The organism is Pseudomonas sp. NUPR-002 (assembly GCF_056322725.1).
On sequence record NZ_CM150476.1, the window covers coordinates 200,844 to 218,214 of the forward strand.

A 17,371-nucleotide genomic window follows, 5' to 3' on the forward strand; every position below is an offset into this window, starting at 1 on the left:
GAGAGTACTGATCATGACGTTATTGGCATCCCCCCTCGAATCCATTGAAAGCGCGGTGATCTGGCTGCTGGTGGGCTTTTCGGTGATCACCTGGGGCCTGGCTTTGGTCAAGGGTGTGCAGTTTGTACGCCTGAAAAACCAGGACAAGCGTTTTCACAAGCACTTCTGGGCGGCGTCCAGCCTGGATGCCGCAGCCGAACTGAGCGAGAGCCAACCCGGTGCAGCGGCACGGGTGGCGCAGGCCGGTTACGCGGCGATTGCGGTGGGCGAACCTGGCCAGGCCAGTGACCTGAGCCAGGCCATCAACCATCAAGACCGCCTGGAACGTGCCTTGCGCCAGCAAATCGTGCGTGAACGGCGCTCGCTGGAAACCGGCCTGGCAGTGGTTGCCAGTATCGGCAGCACCTCGCCCTTCATCGGCCTGTTCGGCACGGTCTGGGGCATCATGGAAGCCCTCAAGGGCATCAGCGCGGCGGGCTCGGCGAGCCTGGAAACCGTGGCCGGGCCGATTGGTGCGGCGCTGGTCGCCACCGGCGTGGGGATTGCCGTCGCGGTGCCTGCGGTGCTGGTTTACAACTATTTTCTGCGGCGCTTGAAGCTCACCGCTGCCGACCTCGATGACTTCGCCCACGACTTCTACAGCCTGGCGCAGAAGAGTGCCTTCCGCGTACTGGTGCACCCCACTGCCTACAAGCCATCCGGCAGTGCCGCGCAAAAAGTGAAGGAGGCTTCCTGACATGGCCTTCTCGACCCAGGACAGCGACGAAGTACTCAGCGAAATCAACGTAACGCCACTGGTGGATGTGATGTTGGTGTTGCTGGTGGTGTTTATCGTCACCGCGCCGTTACTGACCAACGCCATCCCGATCAACTTGCCCAAGACCGAAGCCGTGGCCCCGGTGGAGCAGAAAGACCCGCTGGTGGTGAGCATCGATGGTGGCGGCAAGTTGTTCATCAACAAGGATGAAATCCAGCCCGACACACTGGAAACCAGCCTTCAGGCAGCCAAAGTCAAAGACCCGGAATTGCGCGTGCAACTGCAGGCCGATGATGGCGTGAATTATGGGGAAGTGGCGCGTGCCATGGCCTCGATCGAACGTGCGGGCATCACCAAGTTGTCGGTGATTACCGCTCGCTGAGCAACACACCTCAGGCAGGACTTCGGGGGTCATTCCTAGGCAGGGGGTGACCCCTTTTTTTTAAGAAAACCACCTTGGTCACCCCTTATGGGCAACTGTCTTGCACCCTCTGTGGGAGCGGGCTTGCCCCGCGATGCGAGGGTGGCTGACACACCGCTATCGCGGGGCAAGCCCGCTCCTACAGTTGTAATTTGGTTATTAATAAATAGCTTCTTATTCCTTTACGAATATAAACGCCTCCCTATACTTGACCTCAAGCACGCAAACCCAGCAGGAGGCGTCCCCATGCGCAACACGTCGATCCGTTACCTGATTGTGCCGGGCTGGCAAGGTTCGCCAGAGGATCATTGGCAGAGTCATTGGCAGCAAGTGCTGCCCAACAGCGCGCGGGTCGAGCAACGCGATTGGTTGACGCCGCAGCGCCAGGATTGGGTCGCGGCCCTGGAACAGGCGGTCGCGGCTGACGAATCTCCGGTGATCCTGATTGCCCACAGCCTGGGTTGCATCACCGTTGCCCATTGGGCGGCGCAAGCCAGTGCCAGCCTGCTGCGCCGCGTACGCGGTGCATTGTTGGTGGCGCCTGCCGATGTCGAGCGCCCCACCTGTGCCCCGGCGCTGCGTAACTTCGCACCGATTGCAGAGCAGCTGCTGCCGTTTCCCAGCCAGGTCGTCAGCTCCGACAACGACCCTGCCGTCAGTGCGCCGCGCGCCATGCAACTGGCGCGGGCCTGGGGCGCGGAGGTCGGCTTTCTCGCCGGTGCCGGGCATATCAACGTCAAGTCCGGACATCGCCGCTGGGAGCAGGGCTTCGCCTACCTGTACCGCCTGCAGAACCGCCTGGAACAGCACGCACTTCGCCGCGCCTGAGTTCAGGCGCTCACTGACTTTCAAGACCAACGCCCGGCCCCGGTAGCTGCGGGCGGGAGTTTGCCATGAGTATTCACGACACGTTCGGTCAGCCGCTGTTGACCTTTCCCGAGCAGGACAAGAGCCCCCTGAGCATCCGCGCCAAGGCGCTGGTGTTCGTCGACCCGCGTTCGCGGCAACTGCGCGAGGAGCTGGAGCTACTGGCGCCGTTGGCGCTGCCGGTATTGATCCGTGGCGAGACCGGCACCGGCAAGGAACTGCTGGCCCGGCAGATTCACCGCGCCAGTGATCGCGGCGGGCTGTTCGTTTCGGTCAACTGTGCCGCAATCAGCCCGACCTACGCCGATGCCGAGCTGTTCGGTTACAGCGCCGGTGCCCACAGTGGTACCGCCAGCAGCCGCGCGGGCTGGTTTGGTTCGGCCAATGGCGGCACGCTGTACCTGGACGAAATCGCCGACCTGCCGCTGGCGATCCAGGTCAAATTGCTGGCTGCGCTGGAAAACCGTGAAGTCACCCGGGTCGGTGCCCAGCAACCCAACCCGGTCGATGTGCGGCTGGTTGCGGCGTCGAGTATTGACCTTGGCGAGGCGGTGGCAGCGGGCAAGTTTCATGAGCGGCTTTACCACTATTTGCATGAAGGGCAGCTGGAGCTCCCAGCCCTGCGCGAGCGGGTTGGCGATATTCTGCCGTTGGCCGAGTATTTCGTCGGCATCTACAGCCCGCGGCTGAACCTGCCGGTGCCATTGATCAGTGAGGCCGCCCAGCGCGTGCTGGAGCTGCACAGCTGGCCAGGCAACACCCGCGAGCTGGAAAACGTTATCCACTTTGCCTTGCTGGTCAGCAGTGGCGAGGAAATTTTGCCGCAGCATCTGAACTTGCCTACCCCCCTGCAAGCACTGAGCAGCCAGCTCGATCAACTGTGCCAGCGCGCGGTCGCTGGTGAGCGCAGCGCCTTGCAGAAGGTGTTGGAACAAGCCTTGGTACGCCTGCAAACGCAATAATTACTAAATGGAATAAGCGTCAAAATAAAAGATATTGTTGCGGCATAAAGAATCTCGGTATTGTCCGCTCCAAGCCAGCGATTAACGTGCTGGCAGCCTAATTTTGCCGTCGACCGATGGCCCTGTATTCGAATAAGGACTGCACATGAAAAAGGCCCTGTTGTTCACCGCTCTGGCAGCCGCTCTGTCGGTTGCAGGTTTCGCCAACGCTGGCGAAAAGCTGGTGGTTGCAGCCACTCCGGTTCCTCACGCTGAAATCCTTGAGCTGATCAAGCCAACCCTGGCCAAAGAGGGCGTGGATCTGGAGATCAAGGTGTTCACCGACTATGTGCAGCCTAACGTTCAGGTCGATCAGAAGCGCCTGGATGCCAACTACTTCCAGACCCTGCCGTACCTGAAGAACTTCAACGAAGGCAAAGGCACCCACCTGGAGACGGTGATCGGCGTACACGTCGAGCCTTTCGGTGGTTACTCGAAGAAAGTCAAAAGCCTGAGCGAACTCAAAGATGGCGCCACCGTTGCCATTCCTAACGAAGGCAGCAACAGCGGCCGTGCCTTGCTGCTATTGCAGAAAGCGGGCTTGATCACCCTGAAGGATCCGAAGAACGCCCTGGCCACGCCAAAAGACATCGCCCAGAACCCGAAGAACCTGAAATTCCGCGAGCTTGAGTCGGCCATGCTGCCGCGCGTACTGGATCAGGTAGACCTGGACATGATCAACACCAACTATGCGCTGGAAGCGGGCCTGAACCCGGCCAAAGACGCACTGGTGATTGAAGGTTCCGACTCGCCTTACGTGAACTTCCTGGTGGCCCGTCCAGACAACAAGGACAGCGAAGCGATCCAGAAACTGGCCAAAGCCCTGACCAGCCCGGAAGTGAAAACCTTCATCGAGAAGAAGTACAGCGGCGCCGTCCTGCCAGCATTCTGATCCTCGGTAGGAGCGGGCTTGCCCCGCGATAGCGGTATACCTGACACAACGCTATCGCAGGGCAAGCCAAGTCGCCCCACCGCCGCCCCTACGGTACCAGGCGCAAAGTGCTTTGCGCCGGTATCACCCCCATCTGTGCCCTGTGGTACTGCCCCTCGATATAGTCTTTGGCTTGATCGGCGTAATGCCGGTCGAACAGCACGCCACTTTGCCCAACCGGATTGATGGTCAGCGCCTGTGCGGCATCGGCGAAGTCGATCAAGCGCCGGGTCGAAGGGCCATAGGTCACCGGCCAAGGCGCCGGACCGATCTTCGCCGACAAATTGTTCGGCACTTCATGAGTACCCGGTGCAGCGAATGGGCCGACGTTGAACAACAGATTCAGCGGTTTCTGCAGCCCCAACGGATGGTTGTGGGTCAAGGTGTGGGCCTTGCCCCATTGCCAGGCGCTCGGGTCATTGCCCAAGGTTTCACGCAAATGTTTCAGGCTGGCCTGCCAGGCGCGTTTGACCGCTTCGCTGCGCGTGCCGCGTTCACTGCTGCCGTGCAGCCCCCACCACGGCGAATCGGCATCAGCGGCCAGGCGTGGCAAGGCCGCGTCGATGGCGCGGGTACTGATCATGGTCTGGAACCAGGTGTCACCCAGCTCGTCGTGCATGGCCGCGTACGCCAGGTCGTAGAGGAACTGGTTGAACAGCGTGGCATTGACCGAGTCCAGCGGGTAGTCACCGCTCCAGCTTGCTAGTTGCTCGACCAGCTCTTGCTCCTGTTCGCCGGTAGCCACTTCACGCAAGGTCTTGAGCAACGGTGCCAAGGTCCGTGGGCCATAGCCGCTGGCTGTATCGAGCTGCAGCGCCCGGCTGTTTTGTGTATCCCATTTGATCTGTGGGTCGGCCAGGTGGCGGTCTAGCTGTTGGCCACGGTCGGCGAGGTTGTAGTAACCGGGAATGGGCATGGCTGCAGGCGGCTGGTAGTTGGCCGAGACGATATAGCCGCTGGCAGGGTTTTCTTGCTGCGGGTTGGCGCTGAAGGGGTAGAAGCCAAGCTTGTCGGCCTGGGCTGTGCTGCCGTCGAGGATGAACGTCGGGTTCACCCCGTCCGGGCGGATCGGCAGTTGTGCGGCGGCCCACCAGCCAATGTCGCCACTGGCATTGGCCCACACCAGGTTGAGCCCGGGCGCTTGAACCTTTTCTGCAGCGCTACGCATCTTGTCCAGGGTATTGGCGCGGTTGATCTGGTAGAAGCCATCGAGAATCGGATTATCGCTTTCCAGGAACGCCCACCACATGGCAATCGGTGTGGGCCCGGCGTTGGTGCCGATCACGTCGTTGACGATCGGGCCATGCGGTGAGCGGCGCAGCGTGATGCTGACTGGCTCCTCGCCTTTAACCGCAATGCTGTCCTGGGTGATGGTCAGCGGCTGCCATTGGCCATTGATGCGCACTTGCTCGGGGTTGGCCGGGTTGACCTGCTCGGCGATCAGGTCGACATCGTCGTTCTGGAACATGGTCAGGCTCCAACCGAATTCACGGTTGTGCCCCAACGATGCAAACGGGTTGAGCGCCTGGTGATAGCCGTAGAGATTGAAACCGGGCGCCGACAGTTCGGCCTCGTACCAGACAGAGGGCACGGCAAAGCTGATATGCGGATCGCCCGCCAGCAACGGTTTGCCACTGCGTGTACGGCTGCCGGACACCGCCCAGGCGTTGCTGCCTTCGTATTGCGGGATGCCTGCCTCACTCAAGGCCTGCTGGCTGACGCGGGCCAAGTGCTTCAGGCTGCTCCAGTCGGCAGCTGCCAGAGGCGGTCGGCTGTGCAGCGCGCCCTCGGGGTTCCAGTCGAGGTCGAAGACCTTCAGGTACTCGCTGCCGAGTTGGTCGCGGACAAAGGTCATGGCTGGTTCTGTGCGAAATGCCGCAGCAAAGCTGTAGGCCATGTACCCGGCGATGCTCAGGGTGTCTTGCGCGGTAAAGGGCCGTGGAGTAATACCCAGCGCATCGAATTCCATCGGCTTGGGATGGCTGGCCTGCCAGGCGTTGACGCCATCGAGGTAGGCCTGCAGGGCAAGCCAGGCGGGTGATTGCTTGTCCTGGCGTTCAACGTAGCGTTCGGCCTGTTCACGAATGCGCAGATTGCGGAACAAGGTATCGGTGGGCAGCAGCTTGCGACCGAGGATTTCCGCCAACTCGCCACGTGCCAGGCGGCGGATGATCTCCATCTGGAACAAGCGGTCCTGGGCATGCACATAGCCCAGCGCGCGGTACAGGTCGGTTTCGTTGGCGGCCTCGATATGCGGCACGCCGCGGGCGTCGTAACGCACACTGACCGGCGCTTGCAGGCTGGACAGGGTGACTTCGCCCTCGCGCTGCGGCAACTTGCCGTGCACATACCAATACCCACCGCCTGCTGCTGCGGCAATGACCACAGCGAGGAATGTCAGGCTGCGTTTCATTGGGACTCCTTGTGCTTTTTATTGGATGTTGTGGTCCGATCTTCGAGCAAATTCGCACACAGAATAGCCCCAAAGAGGGGCGCATGGACTGTGGTGCTCAACAGAACATGACTGCCGCTGAGGGCACCCCGCGCGCCTGCGTCAAGGGCTCCAGGGGCAGTAGCAACCCACGGCCATCGTGTGGGTTGCGCTGACTGCGCGGCCTTGGCTCAAGGCCAGCAATATCGGCTCGATGAAGCTGTTGCTCGAATTGCAGGTTGCGCCTTCGCTGTAGGGGCCAAAGTAGGCCAACTGGCCCTGGCGGTCCCAGATCGCCACGCCGGGGCTGGCGGGCAGGTGCTCTGCGCCGGGCAGTTCGGGCAGGGGTTTGAGTGCGCTGAGGGTGCTGGGCAACTGTCCGTGGCTGCCGGGCTTTTGCACCACGTAAAACTCAACGCCCTGAGGGCTGAAGTGCTCGATCAGTTCGGCCAGGTGCTGCTGGTTGCCGACGTTGCACGGGCAGGCCGGGTCCCAGAAGTGCACCAGGCGGATCGGGCCGGGGCCAGCGATGTCTGCTGGTAGCTGCAGACGATCGCCGGAGAACAGCGCGGTTTGCTCGTCGAAGGTGCGCAGGTAGCGACTCTGGAAACTGTCATAGGCCCACCATAAGCCGACGGCGCAAAGCGCAGCGATTATCAGGCCAAGCAAGGTTCGGGTGGCAGGCGCAAGCATCGGGCAAATTCCAGAAAAAGTTGCCTAGCTTGCCATGCTGCCGACGACAGCTGAATATCACAGGTCAATATCCGGCTTTTGCTGTGTGGAATTTTCTATGCCTGCGTCTTTTCAACCCGACTCGTTACGCGCCAGCCTGTCTGCAATGACGGCGCGTCAGCCGTTGTCGACCGAGGCCCAGGCCTATCAACGCTACTACGGGCTGGACCTGTCGGCGCGCAAGGTTGCCCCGCAGCGCTGGCTGGGCCGTTTCCAGGCGGCGGGTTTCGAGGTGGTCGGGCAGGTCTGGTTGCCGCCTGCGCCAGTGGCGACGCTGGTGTTGCTGCATGGCTTTTACGACCACATGGGGTTGTACCGTCATGTCATCGACTGGGCACTGGACCAGGACTACGCCGTGCTCGCCTGTGACCTGCCGGGGCACGGTTTGTCCAGCGGTGAGCGGGCCAGCATCGACGATTTCGGCACTTACCAGCAGGTGCTACAGGCCTTGTTCGAGCAAGGCCGGGCCCTGGATCTGCCACAGCCCTGGCACCTGTGCGGGCAAAGTACCGGCGGCGCGATTGTCATCGATCACCTGCTGCACGGCGGTGCGCAAAGCCCGGCCCAGGGCGAGGTGATCCTGCTGGCACCCCTGGTGCGGCCACGTGCATGGCGTTGGTCAAAGCTCAGCTATCACCTGTTGCGACCGTTTGTGAAAGGCATCGAGCGGCGCTTCAGCGAGAACAGCAACGATCCGACCTTCTTGCCGTTCCTGCAGGCTGACCCGCTGCAACCACGGCGCTTGCCCACCGCCTGGGTTGGCGCGCTGGTGGAGTGGGTCAAGCGTATCGAGGCGGCGCCTGTCAGTGCGCGGCAGCCGTTGATCATTCAGGGAGAGTCCGACATGACTGTGGACTGGCCGCATAACCTCAAGGTGCTGCAGGAGAAGTTCGCCACGCCGGAGATTCTGTTGATCCCCGAGGCGCGGCATCACTTGGCCAATGAGTTGCCGGCGATTCGCCAGCGCTATTTCGACTTCATCGACCAGCGTTTGGGCTGATCACTTCAGGTCCGAAGTGTTCTGCCCAACGGCCAGCCCGGCGCGAATGGCAGCCAGGGCAGCCTTGTAGTACGCCTGGCCTTCGGCCGATTCGGCGAAGGTGGCGAACTCATCGAGCTCGGCATCCGACAGGTCGCGATACACATACAGCAGGGTGTTGTTCAGCTCGCTGCCGATTTGCTGCATCAGCCGCTGGCGCTGGCCATCGAGCAGGCTTTGCGCCTGGCCACCACCGAGCAGGCCAGGAATCATCTGGCTGAGGCTGTCGGCGGCAACCCCGGCAATCGCCAGGCTGACTTCGGCGCCGGCTTCGCGGGCAGGCAGGGCCTGGGCCAGGTGGCCGATAATCAGCAAGCGGTTGTCGCTGGCTTCAATCTTCGGCAAGCCCTTGGCATTTTTCGCCAACTGGTCGCGGCGCGTGGCCAACAGCTCGGCGGCGACGATCTTGCGCCCGAGCGGCGACTGGAAGAACGCCAGCGCAGGGGCAGGATTGCTCAGGTTGGCGCGCAATTGCGCCTGGGCACGCTTATCCACCGCCTGGGCTTGAAAGCGCTGGTTACTGTTATTGACCAGGGCCTGAAAAACTGCGGGCGGCAGACTATTGCGATAGCGCTGCTGAGCGGCATCGAGGGCATCGGTAAAGTGGGCGCGCTGCTCGGGCCAGCCAGCCACCTTGTACAGTTGGTCGAGGCTGTCTGCCCAGACAGGCGTGGTGCAGATCATCATCAGCAAAAAAAACAAACGGCGCATTCAGGACTCCTGTCGGCAGGGCGCTATTGTCTTGGCCTTGCCGGGCTTTGTCGAGAAGCCATTGCATACTCTCAGCCAAGTGGCGCTGTCGGTTTTCCTGGTAGATCGATACTATGCGCGCCATGCCCCTATCTTCTGATCACCCACTGCTGTTGCGCATTGTCGACGACCTGGCCACCCACGGCTGGTCACAGCAGGACATCTTTCTTCCAGCGTCGCTGACGCTGGCGCTGGCGGCTGAGTGCCGTAATCGTGCTGCCGAGGGCGAACTGGCGCCTGCAGCGGTAGGGCGAGGGTCTGCTCAAGGGGTTCGCGAGGGCATTCGTGGTGATCACATCCAATGGCTCGAGCCCGGCCAGGCGGAGTGCTGCGACCAGTACCTCGAGTTGATGGACAGCCTGCGTGAAGCGCTCAACCGCGGCTTGTACCTGGGCCTTGAAGACTTCGAGTGCCACTTTGCCCTGTACCCGCCGGGGGCTTTTTACCGCAAGCACCTGGACCGTTTTCGCGATGACGACCGACGCACCGTGTCGGCAGTGATCTACCTCAATCCGGACTGGCTACCCGAGGACGGCGGCCAGTTGCGCATGAGCTTGAAAAACGGCGAGGAACACGACGTGCAGCCGGTAGGTGGTTGCCTGGTGGTGTTCCTGTCGGGCGATATTCCCCATGAAGTGTTGCCGGCCAACCGTGAGCGTCTGTCGGTGACCGGCTGGTTCCGCCGTCGTGGCAACGAACCCTTCTGACCTACCCAAGGTGCTGGTCAGCGCCTGCCTGCTAGGGCAAGCGGTGCGCTATGACGGGCGCAGCAGTGGTCATCCTGATCTGCTCCAGCGTTGGCAGGCTGAAGGCCGGGTTGTGCCATTGTGCCCGGAAGTCGCTGGCGGGCTGCCAACACCGCGGCCTCCTGCGGAAATTCCCGGTGGTCAGGGCCGTGCGGTGCTTGATGGTGAGGCCCAGGTGATTACTGTCAGCGGCGAGGATGTCAGCGCGCAGTTTCTGGCCGGGGCGCAGTTGGCGCTGGAGCTGGTGCGGCGTCACGGCATTCGCATTGCGGTGCTGAAATCGGGCAGCCCTTCGTGCGGCAACCTGTTGACCTATGACGGCACCTTCAGTGGCAACAAAGTCACTGGCGAAGGGGTGACAGCTGCGTTGCTGCGCCGCGAAGGGGTGCTGGTATTCAGCGAGCTGGAGCTTGAGGCGGCAGAGCTGGCGATTGCGCAACTGTAAAAAATCGCGGGGCAAGCCCGCTCCTACAGGGATCTGTGGGAGCGGGCTTGCCCCGCGATAGGTGTGCTTACTTCGGTGGCTTGCTGGCGTCCATCCCGAACCATTTCTGCGACAGGGTGTTGAGCCGGCCATCGGCCTTGATGCGCTGCAGGGCTTTATCCACAGCGCTATGGAACGCCGGATTACCCTTCTGGAATGGAATCGCCAGGCTCAGGATCGGCCCAACGGTGGCGCCCTCGGTCACCGCTTGCTGGCTGTCGCGTATGGCGTACGGCACCAGCAGGCGGTCGCTGATCGCCGCGTCGATCTGGTCGTTGGCCACATCCTTGATCGGCTGGGTGGCGTCTGGATAGCTACGCAGGTCGACCCCTTCAACGCCACGCGCCTGCTCGGCGAACTGGCTGCCCTGGACCACGCCAAGGCTGTGGCCCTTGAGCGCCTGGAGGGTACTCAGCGGGCGCTTCTCCTCTTTGCGCACAATCAGTTGTGCGCTGGAATAGCTGTAGGGTTCGCTGAAATCCAGGCGTTCTTTGAGTTCGGGGGTGGCGGCGATCTGGTTCAGGGCAATGTCGTATTTGCCGCTTTCAACACCCGGCAGCACGTCGTCGCGGGTGGTGACGATGAATTCGGCGCGCACATCCAGTTCATCGGCAAGCGCCTGGCCAAGTTCGATTTCAAAGCCGGCCAGTTTGCCGTCATCTTTGAAGTTGAACGGCGCCATATTGGCTTCCACGGCAATGCGCAGCTCGCCGCGGTCGTTCATATCGTCAATCAGTTCGGCATGTGCCCATGGGCTGAGCAGGGTGCAAAGAAGTATCCCTGTGGTCAAACGCATCGAAGTCCCTTGAAAATATTGGCAGTGAAGAAGATCGCCGTGGCTTTCTGATAATGCCACGGTCGAGCGTAAGTTAGGACAGCATCAGCAGTAGGATGTTAGGCGCAGGGAACAAATTTTTCTGTGAGAATATTCGGATATGTTCTGAATCAATTGATCTATGGTTACAAGCCATTGCCTTTTGTTTCACTGGCAAGGTTATCGAAAGCTACTGAAGAACAGAATCACAGGAGAAGTGAATGAAAAGCCTAGTTTCGCGTGCAGCCGTCGTCGGCCTGTTGATGGGGGTGTCGGCTTTTGCCGCAGCCGCCGAAGGCCTGAAGAGCCAAGAGCCGCCGAAAGACGCCAAGGTCTTCATCGTTTCCCCGGCCGATGGCGCGACGGTTGATAAGACCTTCACCGTCAAGTTCGGCATTGAGGGCATGGAGCTGAAACCGGCGGGCGACCAGACCCCGCATACCGGTCATCACCACTTGCTGGTAGATGTCGACAAGGAACCGGCTGCCGATCAGGTGTTGCCGACCAGCCTGCTGCCGGAAAACAAGGCGCCATTGCCTGCCGGTCCACAGGTATTGCACTTCGGCAAGGCGCAGACTGAAGTTGAGCTGACGTTGACCCCGGGCAAGCACACCCTGCAACTGGTGCTGGGTGACAAGTTCCACGTGCCGTTCAAGCCAAGCGTTGAATCGAAGAAGATTACCGTTACGGTTAAGTAAGGGTTGAAAGCATCGCGGGGCAAGCCCGCTCCTACACGATCTGTAGGAGCGGGCTTGCCCCGCGATATAGCACTGAAAAAACTTAGAACAGCACGCGGGAACGGATAGTGCCCTTGACGTGTTGCAGTTTTTCTTGCGCCAGGTCCGAGTACTCGGCGTCAACATCGATTACCACGTAACCGACTTTCTCGTTGGTCTGCAGGAACTGACCGGAGATGTTGATAGCGTTTTCGGCGAAGACTTTGTTGATCTCGCTGAGTACGCCCGGAATGTTTTCGTGGATGTGCAGCAGGCGGTGCTTGCCTGGGTGAGCCGGCAGGGCCACTTCAGGGAAGTTGACCGACGATACGGACGTACCGTTGTCGCTGTACTTGACCAGTTTCTCGGCCACTTCCAGACCAATGTTGGCCTGTGCTTCAGCGGTGGAACCGCCGATGTGCGGGGTCAGGATCACGTTGTCCAGGCCACGCAGCGGGCTTTCGAACTGCTCGTCGTTGGAGCGTGGCTCAACCGGGAACACGTCGATGGCAGCGCCGATCAGGTGCTTGTCCTTGATCGCTGCAGCCAGGTGGTCCAGCTCGACCACGGTACCGCGGGCGGCGTTGATCAGGATCGAGCCTTTCTTCATCGCACGGATTTCTTTCTCGCCGATCATCCACTGAGTGGACGGCAGCTCAGGCACGTGCAGCGAAACGATGTCGGCCAGGCCCAGCAGTTCGTGCAGGCTGGCAACCTGGGTGGCGTTACCCAGTGGCAGCTTGGTCAGCGGGTCGAAGAAGAACACCTGCATGCCCAGGCTTTCAGCCAGAACCGACAGTTGCGTACCGATCGAGCCGTAACCGACGATACCCAGCTTTTTGCCGCGGATTTCGAAGGAGTTGGCCGCGCTTTTGATCCAGCCACCACGGTGGCAGGAAGCGTTCTTCTCCGGGATGCCGCGCAGCAGCAGGATCGCTTCGGCCAGCACCAGCTCGGCAACCGAACGGGTGTTGGAGTACGGCGCGTTGAACACCGCGATACCGCGCTCGCGGGCCGCGTCCAGGTCGACCTGGTTGGTACCGATGCAGAAACAGCCGACAGCGACCAGTTTCTTGGCGCAGTCGAAAACCTCTTCGGTCAGTTGAGTGCGCGAGCGAATGCCGATGAAGTGGGCATCAGCGATCTTTTCTTTCAGCTCAGCGTCGGGCAGAGAACCGGTGAGGTACTCGATGTTGGTATACCCGGCGGCCTTGAGGACGTCCACGGCCGATTGGTGGACGCCTTCGAGAAGAAGGAACTTGATCTTGCTCTTATCGAGAGAAGTCTTGCTCATCTGCGTAAACCTGTGTCCCGGAGAAAAATGGCAGGGAAGTGAAGCTCTCGCAGCATCGGCCTAAAGCACGATCAGCGGGGGGCGTATGCTAGCATGAGTACCCCCCGATACGCCCATCCCTGGCACGTGAAGAGTGCTCAGGGTGACTATGAATAGTTCGAGAGTTCTGTCGATGACCGATTCTGCGTTGCTTGATGAGCTGATGACCCTGGTTGAGCCTGGCAAGGTGCTGACCGATGCTGCATCCCTGGAGGCATACGGCAAGGACTGGACCAAGCATTTCGCCCCGGCACCGCAGGCGATCGTGTTTCCCAAGAGCACCGAACAGGTCCAGGCCATCGTGCGCTGGGCCAACCGGAACAAGGTCGCGCTGGTGCCGTCCGGCGGGCGCACCGGGCTCTCGGCGGCGGCAGTGGCGGCCAATGGCGAAGTGGTGGTGTCGTTCGACTACATGAACCAGATCCTGGCTTTCGATGAGTTCGACCGTACCGTGGTGTGCCAGCCAGGGGTGGTGACCGAGCAACTGCAGAACTTTGCCGAAGACAAGGGACTGTACTACCCGGTGGACTTCGCTTCTGCAGGTTCAAGCCAGATTGGCGGCAATATTGGTACAAATGCTGGCGGAATCAAGGTTATTCGCTACGGTATGACCCGCAATTGGGTGGCTGGTCTGAAAGTGGTGACCGGCGCTGGCGACCTGCTGGAACTGAACAAGGACCTGATCAAGAACGCCACCGGCTACGACCTGCGCCAGCTGTTCATCGGTGCTGAAGGCACCCTGGGCTTTGTGGTGGAAGCGACCATGCGTCTGGACCGCGCACCGAACAACCTCACGGCGATGGTGCTGGGCACGCCGGATTTCGACTCGATCATGCCGGTGCTGCACGCCTTCCGCGACAAGCTCGACCTGACCGCCTTCGAATTTTTCTCCGACAAGGCGCTGGCCAAGATCATGGGCCGCGGCGATGTACCGGCACCGTTCGAAACCCCATGCCCGTTCTATGCCCTGCTGGAGTTCGAAGCGAGCACCGAAGAGGTGGCCAATGCCGCCCTGGCCACCTTCGAACACTGCGTGGAACAAGGCTGGGTGCTCGATGGGGTGATGAGCCAGAGCGAGCAGCAGCTGCAAAACCTGTGGAAGCTGCGCGAGTACATCTCCGAGACTATCTCGCACTGGACGCCCTACAAGAACGATATCTCGGTTACCGTTTCAAAAGTTCCGGCATTCTTGCGGGATATCGATGCGATCGTCGCAGAAAACTATCCGGACTTCGAAGTGGTCTGGTACGGCCACATCGGCGACGGCAACCTGCACCTGAACATTCTCAAACCTGACGACCTGAGCAAGGACGAGTTCTTTGCCAAGTGCGCTACGGTGAATAAATGGGTATTTGAAATCGTCCAGCAGTACAACGGCTCGATTTCTGCAGAACACGGCGTGGGCATGACCAAGCGTGATTACCTCACCTACAGCCGCTCGCCCGTGGAGATTCAATACATGAAAGCGGTGAAGGCGGTGTTCGATCCTAACGGGATCATGAACCCGGGCAAAATCTTCGCGATCGAGTAAGTCAAAGGCATAAGAGCTTCCAATAGCGCCAGGAGTCGGTAATGAGCTATCAGCACCAGTATGTAGACGGCACGCGTATTCACTTTCCTCTGGGCAAAGTGGTGTGCATCGGGCGCAACTATGCCGAGCACGCCAAGGAACTGGACAACCCGATTCCGAGCGAGCCGTTGCTGTTCATCAAGCCAGGCAGCTGTGTGGTGCCGATCAACAGTGGCTTCAAGATCCCGGCTGAGCGTGGATCGGTGCACTATGAGGCGGAAATTGCCGTGTTGCTGGGCAAGTCGTTGTCGCCGGCACCTAGCGAAGAGGAAGTCCTCGACGCCATTTCCGGTTTTGCCCCGGCGCTGGACCTGACCCTGCGTGACCTGCAGGCCGAGCTCAAGGCCAAAGGCCTGCCGTGGGAGCGTGCCAAATGCTTCGATGGCGCCTGCGTGCTGGCGCCGTTCGTCGCTGGCAGCACCTTCGAAGACCTGGCCGATATCGGTATTCGCCTGAGCATTAACGGCGACGTGCGCCAGGACGGCAGCAGCGCGCTGATGCTCAACCCGATTGTGCCGATGATCCAGCACATGGCTTCGCAGTTCAGCCTGCAGGCCGGCGATGTCATCCTCACCGGCACACCTGCAGGCGTTGGCCCGCTTGAGCCGGGCGACGAGCTGGTACTGGAATTGCCAGGTGTCAGCCGTTTCGAAAGCACAGTGCTGTAACCCCCTGGGGCAGCCAGCCACTCTGGCTGCCCTGCATGCTGTCGGCTTTTGTCATTTTTTTCACACTTGATCCGGATAATGCTTGCCGGTCTGGCTCTACCAACGTGCCAGTAATGTGTTATTAACTGGCAAAAAAGAGCACCGACCCCCATGGCCACTCCCGTTCCTTCCAGTAAAACTGTGCCCGCTGCGCGCAAGCGTGGGCTCGCCTTGCGTTGGTCTACCTGGTTGGCTGCGGCAGCAATCATTGGCTATGGCGTGGCTATCGCCATGCACTGGGATGATCGCGGCGCGTTGTGGATAAAAGAGGGCTTTGAAAGCCCGGTCGAGCAGCAAGCCAGCATCTGGTTGCCGGATTACGTGGTCGATATCGATGCCAAGGTGTTGCCGGGCATGGAAGACGACGAAGCCTCCGACCTGACCTACAACCCTGAAAGCAAAACCCTGTTCGCAGTGATGGGCAAGAACCCGTTCCTGGTCGAGCTGACCCTTGATGGCGATGTAGTGCGCAAGATGCCGCTGGTGGGCTGGAGCAACCCGGAAGGCGTCGCCGCACTTGAAGGCGGGCGCCTGGCGATCGTTGACGAGCGTGATCACAAAATGACCATCGTCACCCTCACTGCCGATACCCGTTCGCTGAACATTGCGGACTTCCCGCAATACGACCTCGGCCCTTCGGAAAACCAGAACAAGGCGTTTGAAGCGGTTGCCTGGGACCCTCGGCAGCAACGCATCGTCCTTGGCGAAGAACGCCCGCCTGCCTTGTTTACCTGGAAAAGCGATGGCAAGAGCCCGTTGACTGGTGACAAGCAGTCGCTGCCCAGCGACGAACTGGATTTGCGCAACCTCTCGGCACTGGGCATTGATCCGCGCACCGGGCATATGCTGGTGCTGTCCGCCGACTCCAACATGCTGCTGGAACTCAACGAGAACGGCGAGCAGGTCAGTTTCATGACCCTGCTGGGTGGCTTCAATGGTTTGAACAAGCGTATTCCGCGTGCCGAAGGCGTGGCAATGGACGAACACGGCACGCTGTACATCGTCAGCGAGCCGGATCTGTTCTATCGTTTCCGTAAACCCTGAGCCACATTAAGAATCGTCCTGCACGAAGATTAAGTTTGGCTTCAGTTGGATATGGTTAGATTCAGGCTGTCCTTTGTTGAGTCCTCCTGAATGCGTCGTTACATCCGTCTGCCACTGATTTTCCTGGTTGTAAGCCTTCTTGCCCTGCTGCTGGCCGCAGTTGCAGGGCAGCAATACCGTTTGTTCGAACGCGGCTGGTTCAACATCAAGACCTGGTGGCAGCCCTTCGAGCAGAGCATTGGCCTGGACCAATACCGGGTCGAGCTTGAAGCCAAAGTAATTGAAGGCCTGGACGACGACATCTCGGCGCTGACCTTCGATCCCGACCGTAAAAGCCTGTTTACCGTGACCAACAAGCGCTCCGAGCTGATCGAGCTGTCGCTCGACGGGCGGATTCTGCGTCGCGTGCCGCTGACTGGGTTCGGTGATCCGGAGGCGGTGGAGTACGTGGGGCCGGGCAGCTATGTCATCACCGACGAGCGTGAACAGCGTCTGATTCGTGTACACCTGCAAGACAACACGCTGTTCCTCGATGCCAAAGATGCCGAGCAACTGACCCTGGGGATCGGCCTGAACGGCAACAAGGGCTTTGAAGGGCTGGCCTATGACTCGGCTGGCAAGCGTCTGTTCGTGGCCAAGGAGCGCGACCCGATGTTGATCTATGAGGTGCATGGCTTCCCCCATGAAAACCCGGAGCAGCCTTATGCCGTGCATGTCGTGCAGGACCAGAAGCGCGATTCGCGGTTGTTCGTGAGGGATCTGTCGAGTTTGCAGTTCGATGAGCGCAGCGGCCACTTGCTGGCGCTGTCGGATGAGTCGCAATTGGTGGTGGAGCTGGATGTGAAGGGCAAGCCCTTGAGTACGCTGTCGTTGCGCAAAGGCTTTCAGGGTTTGAAGCAGAGTGTGCCGCAGGCTGAAGGGATCGCCATGGACGATGCCGGGACCATTTACCTGGTCAGCGAGCCGAACCTGTTTTATGTGTTCAAGAAGCAGGGCGAGTAATTATCTTCGCGGGGCAAGCCCGCTCC

At 60.3% G+C, this 17,371-nt stretch carries 18 protein-coding genes; 13 read left to right on the forward strand and 5 right to left on the reverse strand.

Going from position 1 to position 17,371, the window contains the following annotated elements:
* The first annotated feature begins 13 nt into the window (after window positions 1-13).
* From ACVWSC_RS00855 to ACVWSC_RS00875, 5 genes are all read left to right on the forward strand, one after another.
* Window positions 14-736: a MotA/TolQ/ExbB proton channel family protein gene (locus ACVWSC_RS00855; protein ID WP_442111357.1), complete on the forward strand. Its 723-nt coding sequence runs from the start codon at window positions 14-16 to the stop codon at window positions 734-736.
* Between the two features lies 1 nt (window position 737).
* Window positions 738-1,139, forward strand: a complete 402-nt coding sequence (locus ACVWSC_RS00860) for an ExbD/TolR family protein (RefSeq protein ID WP_442111359.1) — start codon at window positions 738-740, stop codon at window positions 1,137-1,139.
* A 285-nt stretch (window positions 1,140-1,424) separates the two neighbouring features.
* Complete coding sequence (locus ACVWSC_RS00865) at window positions 1,425-2,006, forward strand: alpha/beta hydrolase (RefSeq protein ID WP_442111361.1); 582 nt, start codon at window positions 1,425-1,427, stop codon at window positions 2,004-2,006.
* A gap of 65 nt (window positions 2,007-2,071) precedes the next feature.
* Window positions 2,072-3,007, forward strand: coding sequence for a sigma 54-interacting transcriptional regulator (locus ACVWSC_RS00870; protein WP_442111363.1), 936 nt, complete (start codon window positions 2,072-2,074; stop codon window positions 3,005-3,007).
* 145 nt (window positions 3,008-3,152) lie between these two features.
* The gene (locus ACVWSC_RS00875; protein ID WP_442111365.1) at window positions 3,153-3,938 is read left to right on the forward strand and encodes a MetQ/NlpA family ABC transporter substrate-binding protein; all 786 of its coding nucleotides are present in this window, start codon (window positions 3,153-3,155) and stop codon (window positions 3,936-3,938) included.
* An 88-nt stretch (window positions 3,939-4,026) separates the two neighbouring features.
* Here the strand turns inward: ACVWSC_RS00875 and ACVWSC_RS00880 are convergent, their stop codons facing one another.
* Window positions 4,027-6,390 carry a penicillin acylase family protein gene (locus ACVWSC_RS00880; RefSeq protein WP_442111367.1) on the reverse strand — a complete coding sequence of 788 codons (2,364 nt, stop codon included), beginning with the start codon at window positions 6,388-6,390 and terminating at the stop codon, window positions 4,027-4,029.
* Between the two features lie 141 nt (window positions 6,391-6,531).
* Complete coding sequence (locus ACVWSC_RS00885) at window positions 6,532-7,101, reverse strand: DUF6436 domain-containing protein (protein WP_442111369.1); 570 nt, start codon at window positions 7,099-7,101, stop codon at window positions 6,532-6,534.
* Between the two features lie 97 nt (window positions 7,102-7,198).
* Between ACVWSC_RS00885 and bipL the strand changes: the two genes are divergently transcribed.
* Window positions 7,199-8,140 carry a phospholipase BipL gene (gene bipL / locus ACVWSC_RS00890; protein WP_442111371.1) on the forward strand — a complete coding sequence of 314 codons (942 nt, stop codon included), beginning with the start codon at window positions 7,199-7,201 and terminating at the stop codon, window positions 8,138-8,140.
* Here the strand turns inward: bipL and ACVWSC_RS00895 are convergent, their stop codons facing one another.
* Complete coding sequence (locus ACVWSC_RS00895; protein WP_442111373.1) at window positions 8,141-8,890, reverse strand: DUF2059 domain-containing protein; 750 nt, start codon at window positions 8,888-8,890, stop codon at window positions 8,141-8,143.
* A gap of 113 nt (window positions 8,891-9,003) precedes the next feature.
* Here ACVWSC_RS00895 and ACVWSC_RS00900 point away from each other — a divergent pair, with 113 nt between their 5' ends.
* Together ACVWSC_RS00900 and ACVWSC_RS00905 are read left to right on the forward strand one after the other, a co-directional pair.
* The gene (locus tag ACVWSC_RS00900) at window positions 9,004-9,636 is read left to right on the forward strand and encodes a 2OG-Fe(II) oxygenase (RefSeq protein ID WP_442111375.1); all 633 of its coding nucleotides are present in this window, start codon (window positions 9,004-9,006) and stop codon (window positions 9,634-9,636) included.
* On the forward strand, window positions 9,617-10,120 hold the full coding sequence (locus tag ACVWSC_RS00905) for a 2-thiouracil desulfurase family protein (protein ID WP_442111377.1): 504 nt from the start codon (window positions 9,617-9,619) through the stop codon (window positions 10,118-10,120). Before ACVWSC_RS00900 ends, ACVWSC_RS00905 begins: the two co-directional genes overlap by 20 nt.
* 67 nt (window positions 10,121-10,187) lie before the next feature.
* On the opposite strand, the gene ACVWSC_RS00910 is transcribed toward ACVWSC_RS00905, so the two are convergent.
* Window positions 10,188-10,955 carry a transporter substrate-binding domain-containing protein gene (locus ACVWSC_RS00910; RefSeq protein WP_442111379.1) on the reverse strand — a complete coding sequence of 256 codons (768 nt, stop codon included), beginning with the start codon at window positions 10,953-10,955 and terminating at the stop codon, window positions 10,188-10,190.
* Window positions 10,956-11,194: 239 nt separating this feature from the next.
* Here ACVWSC_RS00910 and ACVWSC_RS00915 point away from each other — a divergent pair, with 239 nt between their 5' ends.
* Window positions 11,195-11,671: a DUF4399 domain-containing protein gene (locus ACVWSC_RS00915; protein ID WP_442111381.1), complete on the forward strand. Its 477-nt coding sequence runs from the start codon at window positions 11,195-11,197 to the stop codon at window positions 11,669-11,671.
* 82 nt (window positions 11,672-11,753) lie between these two features.
* Here ACVWSC_RS00915 and serA read toward each other — a convergent pair whose 3' ends face one another.
* Window positions 11,754-12,983: a phosphoglycerate dehydrogenase gene (serA, locus tag ACVWSC_RS00920; RefSeq protein WP_442111383.1), complete on the reverse strand. Its 1,230-nt coding sequence runs from the start codon at window positions 12,981-12,983 to the stop codon at window positions 11,754-11,756.
* 172 nt (window positions 12,984-13,155) lie between these two features.
* Between serA and ACVWSC_RS00925 the strand changes: the two genes are divergently transcribed.
* The 4 genes from ACVWSC_RS00925 to ACVWSC_RS00940 all read left to right on the forward strand — a co-directional run bounded on the left by ACVWSC_RS00925 (window position 13,156) and on the right by ACVWSC_RS00940 (window position 17,345).
* Window positions 13,156-14,553, forward strand: a complete 1,398-nt coding sequence (locus ACVWSC_RS00925; protein ID WP_442111385.1) for an FAD-binding oxidoreductase — start codon at window positions 13,156-13,158, stop codon at window positions 14,551-14,553.
* Window positions 14,554-14,594: 41 nt separating this feature from the next.
* Entirely contained in the window at window positions 14,595-15,260 is a 666-nt protein-coding gene (locus ACVWSC_RS00930; protein ID WP_442111387.1) for a fumarylacetoacetate hydrolase family protein, read from the forward strand.
* Window positions 15,261-15,410: 150 nt separating this feature from the next.
* Entirely contained in the window at window positions 15,411-16,343 is a 933-nt protein-coding gene (locus tag ACVWSC_RS00935; RefSeq protein WP_442111389.1) for an SdiA-regulated domain-containing protein, read from the forward strand.
* A 90-nt stretch (window positions 16,344-16,433) separates the two neighbouring features.
* The gene (locus tag ACVWSC_RS00940; RefSeq protein WP_442111391.1) at window positions 16,434-17,345 is read left to right on the forward strand and encodes an SdiA-regulated domain-containing protein; all 912 of its coding nucleotides are present in this window, start codon (window positions 16,434-16,436) and stop codon (window positions 17,343-17,345) included.
* The last annotated feature ends 26 nt before the right edge of the window (window positions 17,346-17,371 follow it).